The organism is Enterobacter cloacae complex sp. ESBL7 (assembly GCF_041679625.1).
Taxonomy (GTDB): Bacteria; Pseudomonadota; Gammaproteobacteria; order Enterobacterales; family Enterobacteriaceae; genus Enterobacter; species Enterobacter asburiae_B.
This window is the reverse complement of the sequence record NZ_JBGORN010000011.1, coordinates 1-15806: the sequence shown is the minus strand read 5'-3', so window position 1 is coordinate 15806 and position 15806 is coordinate 1. Positions and strand designations below refer to the sequence as shown.

The window sequence follows — 15806 nt, the reverse complement described above, 5'->3', positions numbered from 1 at the left end:
TGTTCAGTGCAGAGTCCTCATTCACTGCCACAGGTTTTCCGGTAATACTCATTAATTATTGTTTCCAGCATATCACTGATACGAACCCCGCTGCGTTCAGCCATAAAATCCAGTCGAATTTTAGTTTCGTTCTTCAGGTATGTGTTAAGTGCTTTTTTATCAGTACGGGACTGACGTAATTTTTGCTGGTTCCAGGCCTTATTCAAATTCAGCAGAAATAGCCGTTTTGTATCCGGCGCATCGTCCCATAAATCCAGCGCGGCACGTAGCGCTAAATTACGCTCAGAATGACTCAGTGGCGTAAACCAGGTGCTCAGTCCCGGCGTTGACAGACTCAGTGAGAGCCCGCCTGTGGGTTTATTTTTTTCATCCTGTAGCGATTTAAGACTGTTCCATGCCCATAGTACTGCCTCTTCCTCATCAGGTAACCATTTCAGCGGGACGGGTTTGCTGTAAATATTTTTCCACTGGTCTTTGAGCCTGTCCATTACCTGGCTCTTGAGGCGATTAACCGGTGGAGCAGGGGTAATTATCCAGTCAAAAAAATTGAAGAGAAGTTGCATTCTTTCCCGGTGGCTTGCCGGGGATTTACTGAGCTGAAGGAACTGATACCAGTTCTGACCGAAAGAAGCATCCCCTATATCTCTTGATCGAGAAATGCCAATCTGATAGTCACTCGCTTCACAGAGATAACCCCACATCCAGAATGCGGCCCGTTCGTCGTGTTCAAGCCAGTCAAATTTTTCTGCAGGTAAGATATTCTCGTCGCAGGCGGTATGCATGTCTGCCAGGAGCCTTTCTTGCTGTTCTTTATCAGGATAGTACTCATTGATGAGATGATTAACTGCCTGATGGCAGCTGCCTGCTTCCTGACGGTTAACCCCTTCTGCTCTGATGTTTTTGTTTATTCCTAACCAGCCAAGATAAAAATTGCAGATCCGTATGTCACGACTTTTAACGGGTGTTTTCCTGCCATCATTGTAATGTATTGCCATTATCAAACGCTCCATAAGCTAAACTACATGGTAATGATTGTTGTAGTGATTGTCGTAGCGATACAGTAGCATGATGATGGTTTTATCGTCACTTAAAAACACATCTGGTAGTCATCGTGAAGTAAGATTGCGGTTTGATTCTGGTTTTAGCACGGCTTTATCATGGTTTTACTGTCGTTGTTTTTATTGTTTTTATCCTTTCTGTTATCGTGTTTCTCGGCTTTTCATATATGTTATTGCATCTCAACTGGCTTATCTTACCCTTCCGCTTGCCCTCCTGCACACTCTTGTTCTCATCCCCGTCATGATGCCTGGTTCGCTTCAGGAGACATTTCTTGCATCAGGTATGGTTGCCCATTGATATTTTCATTTCATTGCTCAGAAACAGGCATACGGCCCTCTATGGTTAACGGTGATATGAGTATTCGCCCTGTTGAGTTCGTCTGATTTTATTGATTCTGTTTTCACACTTAACTGAGAATGATAATTCCAGAGTAACTTACACAGGGGTTAATTGTAGATAAGCACTGTCCGGCGTGGCTATCTTTAATGTTTTCTCTGTGCTGAATGTGTTGGATTGGTATTAATATATTAAAGAAGGGGATGTTATAGGAGTATTATCACCTGAAGGTAATCACTAAAGGGATAGTGCTATTGGATGGTATTCATTGAGACATTCAATCAATGTAGTGACTCTGGAATGCTCAGTGTTCATTGAGAAACTGACATTAAGCAATGGGTAATTACATGAGTAGCCATTGGGTAATGTTTATCTGGATAAAAGTGGAGGCGATTGATGCCAGTAATCTAATAATCGTAACGACAGGGCAGTAATGTTTAAGGTGAATGTCCATACCTGATAAGTGATGGGGTGATTATCAACGGCTCGCCATTAGATAAATATTTTCGTTCTTAACTGTAGCTCTGGAGTTTAATTGAATTGCAGTATCGCAACGATACTGGGGATGAGCGTTAAATGTTCAGTTAGCTAACTAACCTGTCGTGGTTTTATGGGTATTTCTCTGGTTGCTTGATATTAATCCTTACGACACCTGCCAGTGACAGAGGCTAAAGTGGATGATTATCTCTGAAAGCATTTTTTGATATACGTATGCCTGAGTATTGATAGCACCTGCAGGAGGGCAATTCTCTGTACCGGTGGTAATTACCAGGGGTGTATCGTAAACAGAATAACCAGATTATGGTGAAAGGGAGTGGGGTGATTATCCTGGTAATAATCGCAAGCTATTTAATAAGTCATTGAACGCTGTTGTGCCTTATACCTCCATGGCTTCCTGTAAGCCTGTATAACCGCATTGAATATCACGGTAGTGGAAATCTGCGGATAGTATTAATACGTCGCTCCTGATGCGTTACAGTGCATTTTAGAAGAGGATTTAAACTGCCCGTTGGCTGATTGGAAAGTTAATATCCGTTGCTGCATTGTTATCGGTAGATTGGGTAATGTATCGGGTGTTTAACCCTACGGAGGCAGACGTTAACGATGAAAGCAGGCGTACGTTACGAGTTTCACCATTTTGGTATGCCGGTGCAGGACGGGGATACCGCAGGCAAGTTCAGTGCCAGCGCGGGAATGTATACCGCCGATAATCCGGGAAAGTTTCGGGTGCAGTGGCATCGCTTTACTGATGACTCTCCGCTCCATCCATTGCTAAAAACCGTGCCGCATGTGGCGTTTAAGGTCAGTAGTTTGGCTGAGGCGATTGCGGGCGAGACGGTTATCCTGGGGCCTTATGAACCCATCGATGATTACCGGGTGGCCGTTATTGATGACTGCGGTGTACCAGTTGAACTGATTGAAACCACGCTCAGCGATGAAGAACTGTGGGCGCGTGCAGCGTCCGGTCAGGGGAGTCTGTACCGGAAGCCGGAAATCCATAAGGATGAAAATAGCTGTGGATGACGGATACTGCTATACAGTAGCCAGATAATCATCCAACGTTTCTGGAGGCTCGCTGTTTGTCCCGGGGGTCACGATGATGCAATGTACCTCTCCGGGTTATCGTTGCCAGCTAACCTTCAAAGAGGCGTTTCGGTATGAGCCGGGCTGGCCTTCGTCACTGGATCATGTCACGTATCCTGCGCATCCAACTGAGGACTTCACCCTCAGGATCGCGTTCGTGGATCCGGGCGGCAGTCATCAAAGGGAACGCTCGTTCTGCCAGACGAGCCTTGGCAGGATTATCTTTCATCACACCGTCAAAGCCCTGAGCCAGCGAATAGGCTTCTGCAAACACTTTAGGGGTAGCCTTACCGCTGACAGGATGGTCGGTGACCGCGATCATTACCCCAAAGGCGTCGTGAATGGCATCGGGATGAAGATAACTTTCGACTTCATGTTTCAGCGTCTGAGTTGCCCAGCATCCGTTACCCCGGGCGTTGACGGCATCCACCGCTTCAGCATAAGCAGGAACATCACGATCGTAGATATGAATTTCCCTGCGGTTCAGGGCGCGTAGATAATTTTCATTCACCCAGTGCTTGAGCGTTCCCCCACCCAGTACGATAAACGCCACACGTTCATCACTCTCCAGGTCAGGAAGAGTGTTGTCTTCTGCATGTAACGCTTTGCTGAGAGCTTTAAAGGCGGCGACATCCGTCGGACCCTCTACACAGAACAGCAGTCTGACCCGGTTGTCTGGTGTTACCCCCAGTGTATCAGTGACGATGCCGAAAATGTCAGCACCGGCCTGGATGGTCGGCTGCCCGGTAGCGGCATCACGGGATACAAAGCGGATGCTGTCAACGGGTAGCTCTGAGGCAAAACCGGGGCTGTGCGTCGTCAGTATGACCTGGCAGCCGGTTTCCAGAGACAGAGATTTAAACGACTCAATCAGTATCCGCTGGTAATTAGGATGCTGTGAGGTTTCGGGTTCTTCAATGGCGTAGATGATACTGCGACGATTGCTGGATTTCAGGCGTCGTTCCGCTTCGGCCTTAAAAAAGCTCACGAGCACCAGACGACGGACGCCGCTGCCACGTTTATTCAATGGAATCCCCCCGTCCGTGTTGAGACCAACGGAGAACAGCCCCTGCCACTTTGCCTGCGTGGGAGGCGTAAATTCAGGGGTTAGTTCGCTTGCCAGACCTGGTTCAATGGTCTTCAGCGCTTCATGTGTGTTTCGGGCAATCTCTTCTGCCTTTTGCTGTACTCTCAACTGGATCCTGGCAATGTCGTCCTGGACTTCCGCCAGTGCAGCCGTAATGGCGGCTTTCATCGGGCTTTGTACTTCATCGTCGGAATCCCGGCTGCTTCTGTCGCTCTGGAAGAGGGCAAACATGGGCAACCAGCTCTCGATTTGCTCCCAGATACGTTTAGTGTCCTCTTTGGCTTTGCTGACGGGAAGCTGCGTTTCCGTCAGTTGCAGATCTGCTGAGGCGGCCCATATGGCTTTTCGCATTCCGGGATTTCCCTTAAGCGAAACGTCAAGCCCCAGTTCTTTCACCCTGGCCTGAAGTTCTTTTTCCTTAAGTTCCAGGAGATTATGAAAACCCGCTGCAGCAGGATGGTTTGCAATCACGAAAATCTCGGCAGTCGGTTTTTTATTACTGCAGTTAAAGATCTTACGGATTTTCAGTGAGCCGGTTCCCGTCAGCAGAAACTCTTCCTGAAGCGTGGTTTCCGCGCCAGAATCGAGCGTAAGGGAAGGGGGAAGATCAATAAACTCGCAGGTGATCTCCACATTGTCCTGTCCGCTGTGAATACAGGCATCGCCTTTTTCGATCGATACCACGCTGTTGTTGAAGAAGATCTCCATCGCTTCAAGGATTGTCGATTTGCCAATGTCATTGCGTCCGACAAAGGTTGTCAGGTCATCAAACTCAACGCTGACTTCTTGTGCATAACAGCGAAAATTTTTAACAGCCACACTTTTCAGTCGCATGTCTTTTGCCTTTTGCTGAAACAGCTCAGTTGAACTGCCCGCTATTTTACCGGGAAGGTGAACATTTTCATTGACGGCTGTTTGATTTATCACCTGATTTAAGCGAACGGCACCGTGAAGGGTGACGATTTTTTCATGTTGTACACGGCAATCTGGTCCGGCACTGTGATGGCAGGCTTCCCGAAAAGTATTTTTTAACGCCACCGGTAATGGTTATGAACACTAACCCACCGGAGTCCATTTCAATGAGTTACACATACGACCCTTACTGGCAACAACGCATCGCTGATACCTTCAACTGTGCCCTGAACGCCTGTACTCGTGTATTGGCCCTGCGTGTTGACCTCCGTCTGCCGGATACGCCAGCGGCCACCGATGCTGCGGTTATCTCCCGTTTTACCGATGCCCTGAAGTCCCGTATTGATGCGTACTTTACGCGTCAACGTCGCGAGGGCAAACGCGTCTGGCCGACCACGCTGCGTTTTATCTGGGCGCGGGAGTTTGGTGAAATCAAAGGGAAGAAGCACTACCACGCGGTGCTGTTGCTGAACCGCGATACATGGTGTGGGCCGGGGGATTACAACGCCCCGGAAACGCTCGCTGGCATGATTAAACAGGCCTGGTGCAGCGCCCTGAAGGTGGATGCTGAAGTTCACGCCGTTCTGGCCCGCTTCCCGAAGAGCCCTGTGTCCTGGCTGACGCGTGGCAATACCACCGAGCTTCAACAGGCACTGGCGCAGGCCGCCTATCTTGCCAAACGCGAAACCAAAGTGACCGGCGACGGTGAGCGTAACTTCGGTTGCAGCCGGGGCTGAACGTCCATTCCGCAGGCCTGGCGATACGGCCCGGGTAATTTTTAACAGCAGCACCTTATCCTCTGAGGAAGTTCCGGTACACCACATAACGCCCGGACCGGACGCCTCCCGATAACCATGACGAGGATACCAGGGAGATAAACACCATGATGACACAGACGACGAATAACACTCACACCAGCCCCACTGTATTGCTATCAGCAGAAGACCCGCTTATCGATATGGCTTTCATCACGACGTATACCGGCATGACTGACAAGTGGTTCTACCAGCTGATGAGTGACGGCAAATTCCCGAAACCGATTAAATTAGGGCGTAGTTCCCGCTGGTACAAAAGCGACGTGGAAATCTGGATGCAGCAGCGCATTGCGGCTTCACGTGGCACCTGGATATGGAGTGAGAAAGCAGCATGACGCAACGACGCCGTAAAAAGCCAGAGAACCACCCTGTTCGCTGGACGTGCCCGGACTGCCACCGGCGGTACTGTGGCGAGAAACCCTGTGCTTACTGTTACCGACCCTTCTCGCGTCAGCGCACCGGTAACACCATGAATGACTGAAAGCCTGCGATTATCCCGACGCAGACCGCTCCCCACAGATTCAACCTGTTAACGCTTCACTGACCCGCCATTCGCCCCTGCCACGCTGCCCGTTCCGGGACGGCTGACGCCTGCGTGTCGTCTGGCGGTAAGGAATACCACGATGTATGCAAAATCCTTTATGGCCCTCGATGGCAATGGCCGCCTCATGGGAGCCAGAACCGCGCAGACCGCGCCGTATGACCGCTATACCTGCCACCTCTGCGACAGCGCCCTGCAGTACCACCCTGAATACCAGACCGGACGCCCGTGGTTTGAACACCGGCAAGATGCGCTGACGGAGAACGGGCGGCAGCACTGTCCGTATGTCAACCCGGCACTAAAAGAAACCCGCCATGTCCAGCAACTGCAATGGTATGTACCGGAAGCTCGTCCACTGGTTTTCCACGCCGACTGGCACTGTTCGGAGTGCGGCAGCGATTACCACGGTGAGCGTTACTGTCTGGCCTGCCGGACCTGTGAATACAGTCAGGAGCGAGCTGATATGGCCGCCAGCACACAGGAGGCCACGGCATGCGCATGCTGAAATGCTACCTCGCGAACGATGCCTCAGGCCGCTTTGTGACAGCGGACGATGCGGCGAAATCGCACGGCTGTGTATGGACCTGCGCGTCCTGCGGCTGTGTGCTGTGCGTGCAGACCACTTACGGTGAGAAGCCCTGGTTCGAACATGACCAGCGGACGGTGGCTGAAAACGTGCTGATGAACTGTGCCCACCTCGACCCGGAGGTCAAAGCCAACATCCGACGCAACACACTGCGCCGCCTTATCGGTGGGCTGGATGGGCTGGTGCTGTCGCTGGCGTGGTACTGCGCATGGTGCGGTGAGCACTACCGTGGTCAGAAATATTGCCCCAGGTGTAAAACCGGCATTTACAGCATCGAAGAGTCGGTCTGGCAGATGAATTACTGCTGCAGCACGGGCTGAAACAAACACATACCCCGGCACCGCTGCATTCAATGACGCTGCTCCGGCTGCGTTCTCCCCTGATTGACCTATAAGAGAACATCACTTGTGAAATATTGTCTTACTAAAACAACCGGAGTTAACCATACCGATGCCGTCAGCGCCCGTACATTTCTGCAGCAGGCCGTTGACCATTACCCACGGCTGGTGGCCTTCAGCTTTACGCTGGTGTTGCCGTACCGTGAAACCATGACCGATTACCACGCGTTGATTCTGCGTTTTCACACCGAAGTCTGGCAGTGCACTGGCGAATATTCACGGGAACGCCAGCAGGAGCGACGACATTCACCGCCCACTATCCTGCGATGGTTGTGGGAGTCGGTCAGTGCGCCAGAATGCAAAATGGTGCTGCTGATGAATCTCGATACGCTGGGAGCAGCACGTAATGCGCAACTTATTGAAAACGCGTTGCAGGCTATCAGCGTCGCTATTGCCGAAGCATGGCAAACGGTGACCGGCGTCGATCACGATGGCATCACCAGCATGACGCCGATGATTATCAACCGCGCTGTTCGCGGAGCCTTCACTACGCCATTTAACCAGTTGACAGCACAGGTACAGGCAATGGTAGCGCCAGTAGCAACGGCCAGATCGGGTGTAACGTGCCATTAGCAGCTATCAGCTTCGCAGCAGACCCTGTGACATCCCTTGGATCATGAACGACTGGGGGCAGTAATCATGGCGGGTCTGGCTAGCTGTTCTTGAACCGCCATCTTCTGGTGGCGCAGCAAACTTCACAGGTTTATCAGGCTACCGCTGATTTCATTGCCACATCAGTCCATTAGGTCTGAAGGGCAGTTTCTACAACTGCCCCTTGTTATTTTGTTAATGAGATGTTACTTGTTTGTGGTGTGCTCTGTTTTCATCGGGATAGAAACGTAGTCCGTTAAGCCTGCTGTCTGGTCGCTGCCAGCACAATTTCGCGGATACAGACGTTTTGAGGCTGCAGGTAAGCAAAGCGAATGGTATTAGCCACATCCTCAGCAGAAAGCACAACACCGCCCATATCCTGTTTCCATGCCTGATAACCAGACTTGATTTCTTCGTCAGTAGTATGACTCAGCAGCGCTGTTTCCACGGCACCCGGCGCGATGGTGATAACCCTGACGCCGTGTGGGGCCAGTTCTTCACGCAGGTTCTCGGAAATACCGTGTACAGCAAATTTCGTCCCTACATAAGCAACATGGTTCGGAAACGTTTTACGTCCTGCCACTGAGCTGATATTGATAATCGTGCCACGTTTACGGCCCACCATACCTGCCGCCACGGCATGCACACCGTTCAGCACGCCTTTGACGTTGATATCGAGCATGTGCTCCCATTCTTCGGGATGTTGTGTGGTCATATTGCCAAGCAACATCACCCCGGCATTATTAATCAGTGCATCCACCGGACCGAAACGCGCCTCAGCTTCCCTTACCGCCTGAATAAATGCTGTTCTGTCAGTAACGTCCACTGGTTTACAGAGCGTATCTGGCAGGTTGAGCGCTTTCATTGGCTCACTACGACGGGCGACCAGCAGGAGGGGATGCCCTTCCGCCGACAGCATTTTGGCAGTAGCAAGGCCAATACCGGAGCTGGCGCCGGTGATAACAATCAGGGGTTTCTTTTCATATTGCATGCTGAACTCCACATAATTAAAAATGATAGCTAAAACGACGGATGGACTGTAATTCATCCATTTCAGGCTTTAAAATGGTTTTTTCTTCTCACAGATATCATTAAATATTATGGATTATCGTCAACTTCATGCTTTCATCGCTGTGTTTGAGGAACGAAATATTACTGGCGCAGCCCGTCGGCTTTGCCTCACTCAGCCCGCCTTGTCAGCCACTATTAAAATGCTTGAAGACGATCTCGGGACACCGTTATTTCTGCGCCAGCCTCGCGGTGTGGAGGTGACGCAGGATGCAAGGATCCTTTACCCGCATGCCCGACGTATGGTAGCTGAGCTGGATACACTAACCCGTAGTTTCAGACGGGAGAGGCACCGACAGCCTCTTAACATCGGTATCGAGCATGACATTGCGGACAGTCAGATAAACGCGTTTCTGCAGCACATCCGGGATCCGGAATTCTGTTTGCTGGTCACACTGGAGGCAGGCTGCACGGGGGATATTCGTTTTGGCTGCGAGGAGTTGCGTTGCGAAGATGAACTATTCTTACCATTGCATACCGAGCCGTTTCTCCTGGCTATCCCGGGTGACCACCCGCTGGCAGCGAAAACGACGGTGACCGAAGCTGATCTTCATGGTCTGTGCTGGATCATGTGTCCTGAGCTGGCATCACACCAGCGTCTGCTGCCGGTTTACGGTGCTACGGCAAACTCACCAGCTGCAAATGCCGGGACGTATTCTCTGGCGCTCAGACTGGTCACGCAGGGACTGGGGGTTGCTATTGTGCCGGAGTCACTGGCACGTGAACATTCGCAGGTCGTGGCCAGAGCCCTTCCTGGGTACCCGCTATCAAGACGAACGGGGATTTGTTATGCGGTTCAGTCGCTGTCGTTTCCCGCCGTGGATCAACTCATCCAGCATTTGATGCGAACTCCATGTTGATCAGGACCGTGCAGGGGCGCAAACAGCATGGCGTCCTGCACCGTAATTCTCTTCAGATCCATGTTAATGCATGGACTTTTGGCTATCTGGCAGGTCAGATTTCAGGCGCTGACGGTATGCCAGGGCAGAGGGTTGGCGACAGTGACCAGACATCCCCTGATACCTGCCAAAACCACGGTAATCCACCGAAGTTTTTGTTGTCCGTATGTGAGATGATATACCGTAAGGCAGTGGTCTTCGCTTCCGGATTCAGCGTTTATCTGTAGCGCTCCCCGAGAAGGGTTCTGACAAGAACCGCAGCATGGTCACGGGCTTGCTGGATTAGGTCATCCTTGTGGATAGAGCGCCTGCAGTTGGAGCTCGTGGTGCCGGTGGTGTCGTCAACATCGCTGATTTTGGTCCCACTGTGTACGGTGAGATCGTGGTTGCAGCCTGGGCACTGAAACGGAATGTTACTCAAGGGCAATAACCTTTTTTATTGAGGGGCTTGGTTGCCAGACCGTAGCAACGACAGGGTCAATGTCGCAAGACTCATCTGACCCTGTCCCGAAGCAACGTCGATGCGTGGATGTGGTCACCATCGCAGACGAAAAACACGACATGTTTGAACGAATAGTACTGAACCGCACCAATAGCGTTTCCTTATCCGTCTGGCATCTGCTTTCACCGAACACCAGAGCCGCCAGCATCTTCTCCGGTAGTCTTGGCGATGAGTCACCGCTTTCATGATCTTGACCCACTTTCACGACACTCTGTTCTGGTAGTCGGGAACAACCTGTAACGATCTTTTTTGCACGTCATCGTCACCCGGTGTGAGGATCCCCCGTGTTCGTGTTCGCACTGATAACCGGCGCGAGCACCATCAGGATCACCAGGAAGAGAATATCATCATGACACCACACACCATTGAACGTCTGCCGGGCGGCGGAGCCACTGACATGCAGAATGCCTCCGACAGGGCAGAGACCGCTGCAGGACTGGAACGAGAAGGTAACTATGGCGAAGCTGCCCGATGGTGGAGGATGGCTGCAGATGTCACCCGCAATCCACGCCAGCAGCACTGGCATGAATCCCGGGCCAGCCTGTGTGAGCGCTGGCACCAGGCTCCGCTGTCACAGCCTGAATGCTAAAGCCGCTGCCGGAGCCGCATGAATGCGATATTTTCCCCTGATACTCATCACCGCACTGCCCGTGCTGCTGACGCCGGTCGCCCGTGCAAGCGTCATGCCGATACTGTCCTGCGAATCGTCAGATATTACGGTGCATACCGATGACCATGGCGGTCAGTACGACGGAATGTCGCAAAGCGGTACGACCCTTGTGTTACGCAACACCGGCTCCCGGGCCTGTATGCTGCAGCCACAACCGGTTTTAACCTTCAGCGATGCTGAGCATCACCCGATGGCTGTTGAGAGACGCCCCGTACGGGGCATGAACCCCGGGCCGGTGCTGCCGCCGGTTATTGTACCGGCAGACCGCGAGCTGTTGATACTGCTGCGCTGGGTATCCAGCGATGCGTTTGACGGCGGTAACTGTATCCGGCCAGCGACGGTTTCGTTGTCACTTCGCGGGGGAACGCTGACGTTACCCTTTGACCACCAGATGTGCGCGGCGAAAGGGCAGATCGGCTATTACTCGCAGTCATTGACTGGTACGCCCTAAGCGAACCGGTGCGATGCATTTTTCGGATGCCATTTCTATCATCGCGTTTTTTTCGGACCGGCAGAAGGGGCTGAACGTTGTGAATAATGCCTTTGCTGCAAAACTAAAGCCGGGGCTGGTCTGCTCTGGATGCTTTTTAATGGTCTGCATTATATCCAGCGTTGAGCCTCTGGATAATGTGGCACTTACGCAGGCGTGGCATCCGGTCGTGGTCAGGCAGACCATAGTCTGTCGTCGCGAAAGTCATTCGTTAAAGCAAAGCGTCAGAGTAAACACCATGTCGCTAAATCCCGTAAGCTGTAAGGTCGTCCCGGGTGGCTTCCGTGCCTGGAGGTATGCTGCTGATTACCGGGACCGATAATTTCCAGTGAGCCCCCCGCGCACTGACGATGCCTGCCATTGACATTTCGGGATACCGTTTCGACACTTTTCTGTGTCTGTTTTCCATGCCGGTTTTCAGACCGGGTACAGCGTATAACGGGTGGTTTGCGCTGTATCTGATTCAATGGTGGTACTTTCATCCTCTTATACACAGCGAAAGGGGTTACCCCTGAAAGTACCGCCGCCACTTCCGCCCTAGCCAGTCTCCTGTTCTGAATATCAATACGTCAGCAGGGGCGTCGTTGGCTCCCTTCGTGGTGGTCATGCTTTTCTGCTCCGAGCTCTTGAGCGTGACAGGTTCCTGTCTGGCATATCTGACCCGGTGACGACACTGCCGTAATGACGGCCGACAATTATTAAGAGGTGATGGACATGAGATTCGGTAAGCGTATTTATCTGGCCGCCATGCTGTCCGGTGTGGTGATGTTTACAGCATCCGTGCATGCTGAAACCAGCAGGCTGACGATTGAATCGGGTGATAATGCACTCAGCCGTCAGCAGGCTGCTATGGAAAAAGAGCAGTGGAATGATACCCGCGCGTTACGCCAGAAAGTGAACAAACGGGCTGAAAAAGAATGGGATAAAACCGATGCGGCGTTCGATGATCGTGACCGTTGCGATAAAAGTGCGAACGTGAATGCGTACTGGGAGCCGGATACCCGCCGTTGCCTGGATCGCAGTAGCGGCCACGTTATCACCCCCTAGCAGGAGCCGCATGCGAGGCGCTGCTTCAGGCTGCTGATTACTGAACTATTGCTCCATTTATCATACAAGGAGAGAACCCTGTGGGTCGTATTAAAGTTGTTAACACTTTTTGCCTGTCGGTCATTTTTTCGGCACTGCTGGCTGGTTGTGCACCGGGCGCTAAAAAGGAAGGTACCGGTGGTTATATTGACGACACGGTGATCACCACGAAAGTCAAAGCGGCACTGCTGGCAGAAAAGTCACTTAAATCAACGGAGATTAACGTCGAAACCTTTAAAGGTCGCGTGCAGCTCAGTGGGTTTGTCTCGTCACCGGATGCGGTGCACAAGGCTGTGACCGTTACGCAAAAAGTCAGCGGTGTACAGGCCGTCGAGAATGACATGCGAATCAGATAAACGCGATTTGTGTTAAGTGTAAAGCGGGCCGGAACGAATGTTTCGGCTCCAGGATGCACCCCTCCAGGTTATCCCCTGAATGTTAAATTTGTGATCTCATCGGTTGATGACCTCCCCGTCCCGTGAAGAGTCTCCACTGAGCCTTTTATGCTGACGGGTGTACAGGGTTCGTTCTTTGACAACCGGTACCCTCCCGCTAAAAAGCGATACCAATACCGGCGAGCTCGTTCACTCGCCGTCGTTTCCATTTTGCGGCGCTTCTGAATCGCCGCCGCGCATCTCACCACAACAGCAAAACAATGTGGCGCGGTATAAGGCCACTGACTGACCGTTCGCGGGAAATAAAGCGTTCAGGCTCAGATATTCCACCAGAAAGAAAAAAACAGACAGGTAATGTAATGACAGGAAACAATAAAACAGCAGCAGAACATCATGCGGAAAAACGCCGCTGGCTCAATGCTCATGATGACGGCTATCACAAAGCCATGAATAACCGCCAGGTACAGATGATTGCCATTGGCGGTGCAATTGGTACGGGATTGTTCCTTGGTGCCGGGGCTCGTCTGCAGGTGGCTGGTCCGGCGCTGGCACTGGTGTACCTGGTTTGCGGAATATTCTCGTTTTTTATTCTGCGTGCACTGGGCGAACTGGTACTGCACAGGCCAACCAGCGGCAGCTTTGTGTCCTATGCCCGCGAGTTTCTCGGCGAAAAAGCCGCCTTTGTGGCGGGCTGGATGTATTTCATCAACTGGGCAATGACCGGTATTGTCGATATCACTGCCGTGGCGCTGTACATGCACTACTGGGGCGCGTTTGGCGGCGTGCCGCAGTGGGTGTTTGCGCTGGGGGCGCTGGCAATAGTCGGCACCATGAATCTGGTCGGTGTGAAGTGGTTTGCCGAAATGGAATTCTGGTTCGCCCTGGTCAAGGTGCTGGCGATTGTGGCGTTTCTGGTGGTTGGAACGGTGTTTCTGGGCAGCGGCAAACCGCTTGACGGTCATTCCACCGGGTTTCATCTGATAACCGACAACGGTGGGTTGTTCCCGCACGGCCTGATGCCTGCCCTGGTGCTGGTACAGGGCGTGGTGTTTGCTTTCGCCGCCATTGAGCTGATTGGTACTGCGGCCGGGGAATGTGAGGACCCGGCGAAAACGGTGCCGAAGGCCATTAATGGTGTTATCTGGCGAATCGGCCTGTTCTACTTCGGTTCGATTGTGCTGCTGGTTCTGCTGTTGCCATGGACGTCGTATCAGGCGGGGCAGAGCCCGTTTGTGACGTTCTTCTCTAAGCTGGGTGTGCCTTACGTCGGCAGTGTTATGGACCTGGTGGTCCTGACGGCGGCGCTCTCCAGTCTGAATTCGGGCCTCTATTCCACCGGGCGTGTCCTGCGCTCGATGTCGATGGGCGGGTCAGCGCCGAAATTTATGTCGAAAATGAGCAAACAGCGTGTGCCGTATGCGGGTATTCTGGCAACGCTTGCCGTTTATGTGGTGGGCGTGTTCCTGAACTATCTGGTGCCTTCACAGGTTTTTGAAATAGTCCTTAACGTGGCATCCATTGGCATTATTTCATCCTGGGCCTTTATTGTGGTGTGTCAGCTGCGCCTGCGCAAGGCAATCAAAGAGGGAAAGGCGGCGGATATCAGCTTTAAGCTGCCTGGTGCCCCCGTGACCTCCTGGCTGACGTTGCTGTTTTTGTTCAGCGTGCTGGTGCTGATGGCGTTTGACTACCCGGATGGTACCTACACCATCGCGTCAATACCACTGCTGGCGGCATTGCTGGTGGCGGGCTGGTTTGGTGTGCGTGAACGCGTGAATGAGGTTCATCGTACCGCGCCGGTACATCCGAACGATGAGGTGCAGTCAGAAACGATACCATTGACGGAAGATTTCTCCCGCTGACCTTCTGCAACCCGGATGCTGAACATCCGGGTTGACGGGGGGTTGACAACACCGGGTATATTGCTTTCCTTTTGTGGGGACGTTCCGGATAATGGCTTATCACAGACGCTCTCCCGTGTGCAGAGATATCAGTGGAATACTGCTCACAATGGAAACCCTGCAATGAAACAACGCACCGGAACGTTTATTGTTGTTGCTGCATTATTCAGCGCCTCAGGTATGGCATCAGAGAAAATCCGCAAAGGGGCCGTCGCGGGTTCCGTTATCGGCGCGGCAACGGGAAAAAGTCTGAAATCCACCGCAAGCGGAGCTGTGGTTGGGGCTGGCACCGGGGCTATGCTGGACAAAGGCGATAAAGGCAAAGCAGCCCACAAGAGTGGTGTTGTGGGGGGGCTGTAGCCGGGCGGGCGTTGCCGCAGTGACTGGGCACAGTGTGCTGAAAGGTGCTGCGCCTGGAGCCGTTACCGGTGGTGTTGTGAGTAAAGCCACACACTGATGAAAATCCGGGTGGTCAGTGCTGCCCGGCAACTGTGGTCTCCGAAGCGATGATTCACTACCTTTTCCGCCAGCTGTGACCTCGCTATAATTCCCCGAATGAAAAAGAATCTCACTGCATTACCTCCCGAAGAATCACTGGATGACCTGGCGCATTTTGCCTGGTGTGCGCTGGTGGGATTACGGCTGGCTCAGCAGGACGGCCAGGCACGTTCACCGCTGGCCATTCACACTTTTCTGGTCCGCTGGTTGGCGGATGTGCAGAAACAACGTCGGTTTCCGCGCTCTGTTGCGCCCGACATCGACAGCCTGTTGCGTCTGGGGCGAATGAAAGGTCCTGCTGCGGATTTACAGCAGCGGCTGCAATACCTCTGGCAGTCCTGCACGGAGCCGGTGACGCAGCAGTCGGATTTATTTCGCCTGACCCATG

17 protein-coding genes and 1 pseudogene are annotated in these 15806 nt (G+C 52.5%); 15 read left to right on the top strand and 3 right to left on the bottom strand.

Going from position 1 to position 15806, the window contains the following annotated elements:
* Positions 1-17 precede the first annotated feature (17 nt).
* Entirely contained in the window at positions 18-995 is a 978-nt protein-coding gene (locus ACERY3_RS21960; protein ID WP_262771626.1) for a hypothetical protein, read from the bottom strand.
* 1504 nt (positions 996-2499) lie between these two features.
* Here ACERY3_RS21960 and ACERY3_RS21955 point away from each other — a divergent pair.
* A complete protein-coding gene (locus ACERY3_RS21955; protein WP_373226512.1) occupies positions 2500-2919 on the top strand; it encodes a hypothetical protein in 420 nt (139 codons plus the stop codon).
* A 154-nt stretch (positions 2920-3073) separates the two neighbouring features.
* Here ACERY3_RS21955 and ACERY3_RS21950 read toward each other — a convergent pair whose 3' ends face one another.
* Positions 3074-5104, bottom strand: a complete 2031-nt coding sequence (locus ACERY3_RS21950; RefSeq protein WP_373226511.1) for an ATP-binding protein — start codon at positions 5102-5104, stop codon at positions 3074-3076.
* Positions 5105-5145: 41 nt separating this feature from the next.
* On the opposite strand from ACERY3_RS21950, the gene ACERY3_RS21945 reads away from it, so the two are divergent.
* The 5 genes from ACERY3_RS21945 to ACERY3_RS21925 all read left to right on the top strand — a co-directional run bounded on the left by ACERY3_RS21945 (position 5146) and on the right by ACERY3_RS21925 (position 7891).
* On the top strand, positions 5146-5715 hold the full coding sequence (locus tag ACERY3_RS21945; RefSeq protein WP_373226510.1) for an inovirus Gp2 family protein: 570 nt from the start codon (positions 5146-5148) through the stop codon (positions 5713-5715).
* A gap of 149 nt (positions 5716-5864) precedes the next feature.
* A complete protein-coding gene (locus ACERY3_RS21940) occupies positions 5865-6128 on the top strand; it encodes a helix-turn-helix transcriptional regulator (RefSeq protein ID WP_373226557.1) in 264 nt (87 codons plus the stop codon).
* A 288-nt stretch (positions 6129-6416) separates the two neighbouring features.
* Entirely contained in the window at positions 6417-6839 is a 423-nt protein-coding gene (locus ACERY3_RS21935) for a putative zinc ribbon protein (RefSeq protein ID WP_373226508.1), read from the top strand.
* Entirely contained in the window at positions 6827-7240 is a 414-nt protein-coding gene (locus ACERY3_RS21930) for a putative zinc ribbon protein (RefSeq protein ID WP_373226506.1), read from the top strand. Before ACERY3_RS21935 ends, ACERY3_RS21930 begins: the two co-directional genes overlap by 13 nt.
* 87 nt (positions 7241-7327) lie before the next feature.
* Complete coding sequence (locus ACERY3_RS21925) at positions 7328-7891, top strand: DUF3296 domain-containing protein (protein WP_373226505.1); 564 nt, start codon at positions 7328-7330, stop codon at positions 7889-7891.
* A gap of 274 nt (positions 7892-8165) precedes the next feature.
* On the opposite strand, the gene ACERY3_RS21920 is transcribed toward ACERY3_RS21925, so the two are convergent.
* On the bottom strand, positions 8166-8957 hold the full coding sequence (locus ACERY3_RS21920) for an SDR family oxidoreductase (RefSeq protein WP_373226503.1): 792 nt from the start codon (positions 8955-8957) through the stop codon (positions 8166-8168).
* 52 nt (positions 8958-9009) lie between these two features.
* Here ACERY3_RS21920 and ACERY3_RS21915 point away from each other — a divergent pair, with 52 nt between their 5' ends.
* The 9 genes and pseudogenes from ACERY3_RS21915 to ACERY3_RS21875 form a co-directional block, all read left to right on the top strand.
* Complete coding sequence (locus ACERY3_RS21915; protein WP_373226502.1) at positions 9010-9837, top strand: LysR family transcriptional regulator; 828 nt, start codon at positions 9010-9012, stop codon at positions 9835-9837.
* Between the two features lie 519 nt (positions 9838-10356).
* On the top strand, positions 10357-10566 hold the full coding sequence (locus ACERY3_RS21910; protein ID WP_373226500.1) for a hypothetical protein: 210 nt from the start codon (positions 10357-10359) through the stop codon (positions 10564-10566).
* A 161-nt stretch (positions 10567-10727) separates the two neighbouring features.
* Positions 10728-10967, top strand: coding sequence for an ANR family transcriptional regulator (locus tag ACERY3_RS21905; RefSeq protein WP_373226498.1), 240 nt, complete (start codon positions 10728-10730; stop codon positions 10965-10967).
* A 22-nt stretch (positions 10968-10989) separates the two neighbouring features.
* A complete protein-coding gene (locus ACERY3_RS21900) occupies positions 10990-11499 on the top strand; it encodes a DUF4232 domain-containing protein (protein WP_373226496.1) in 510 nt (169 codons plus the stop codon).
* Positions 11500-12246: 747 nt separating this feature from the next.
* The gene (locus ACERY3_RS21895) at positions 12247-12585 is read left to right on the top strand and encodes a DUF1283 family protein (RefSeq protein ID WP_373226495.1); all 339 of its coding nucleotides are present in this window, start codon (positions 12247-12249) and stop codon (positions 12583-12585) included.
* An 89-nt stretch (positions 12586-12674) separates the two neighbouring features.
* Complete coding sequence (locus ACERY3_RS21890; protein ID WP_373226556.1) at positions 12675-12980, top strand: BON domain-containing protein; 306 nt, start codon at positions 12675-12677, stop codon at positions 12978-12980.
* 398 nt (positions 12981-13378) lie between these two features.
* Positions 13379-14881, top strand: a complete 1503-nt coding sequence (ansP, locus tag ACERY3_RS21885) for an L-asparagine permease (protein ID WP_373226494.1) — start codon at positions 13379-13381, stop codon at positions 14879-14881.
* A 162-nt stretch (positions 14882-15043) separates the two neighbouring features.
* A pseudogene (locus ACERY3_RS21880) lies at positions 15044-15377 on the top strand (glycine zipper family protein).
* 98 nt (positions 15378-15475) lie between these two features.
* Positions 15476-15806 (top strand): DUF2913 family protein (locus tag ACERY3_RS21875; RefSeq protein WP_373226492.1); only part of this gene is annotated, 331 nt, incomplete at its 3' end.

What these genes read in the sequence shown, in the direction of transcription:
- ACERY3_RS21955 (WP_373226512.1), top strand. Translation starts at nt 2,500, where the DNA reads ATGAAAGCAGGCGTACGTTACGAGTTTCACCATTTTGGTATGCCGGTG.
- ACERY3_RS21960 (WP_262771626.1), bottom strand. Translation starts at nt 995, where the DNA reads ATGGCAATACATTACAATGATGGCAGGAAAACACCCGTTAAAAGTCGT.
- ACERY3_RS21895 (WP_373226495.1), top strand. Translation starts at nt 12,247, where the DNA reads ATGGACATGAGATTCGGTAAGCGTATTTATCTGGCCGCCATGCTGTCC.
- ACERY3_RS21900 (WP_373226496.1), top strand. Translation starts at nt 10,990, where the DNA reads ATGCGATATTTTCCCCTGATACTCATCACCGCACTGCCCGTGCTGCTG.
- ACERY3_RS21915 (WP_373226502.1), top strand. Translation starts at nt 9,010, where the DNA reads ATGGATTATCGTCAACTTCATGCTTTCATCGCTGTGTTTGAGGAACGA.
- ansP (WP_373226494.1), top strand. Translation starts at nt 13,379, where the DNA reads ATGACAGGAAACAATAAAACAGCAGCAGAACATCATGCGGAAAAACGC.
- ACERY3_RS21940 (WP_373226557.1), top strand. Translation starts at nt 5,865, where the DNA reads ATGACACAGACGACGAATAACACTCACACCAGCCCCACTGTATTGCTA.
- ACERY3_RS21945 (WP_373226510.1), top strand. Translation starts at nt 5,146, where the DNA reads ATGAGTTACACATACGACCCTTACTGGCAACAACGCATCGCTGATACC.
- ACERY3_RS21935 (WP_373226508.1), top strand. Translation starts at nt 6,417, where the DNA reads ATGTATGCAAAATCCTTTATGGCCCTCGATGGCAATGGCCGCCTCATG.
- ACERY3_RS21930 (WP_373226506.1), top strand. Translation starts at nt 6,827, where the DNA reads ATGCGCATGCTGAAATGCTACCTCGCGAACGATGCCTCAGGCCGCTTT.
- ACERY3_RS21910 (WP_373226500.1), top strand. Translation starts at nt 10,357, where the DNA reads ATGTCGCAAGACTCATCTGACCCTGTCCCGAAGCAACGTCGATGCGTG.
- ACERY3_RS21905 (WP_373226498.1), top strand. Translation starts at nt 10,728, where the DNA reads ATGACACCACACACCATTGAACGTCTGCCGGGCGGCGGAGCCACTGAC.
- ACERY3_RS21920 (WP_373226503.1), bottom strand. Translation starts at nt 8,957, where the DNA reads ATGAATTACAGTCCATCCGTCGTTTTAGCTATCATTTTTAATTATGTG.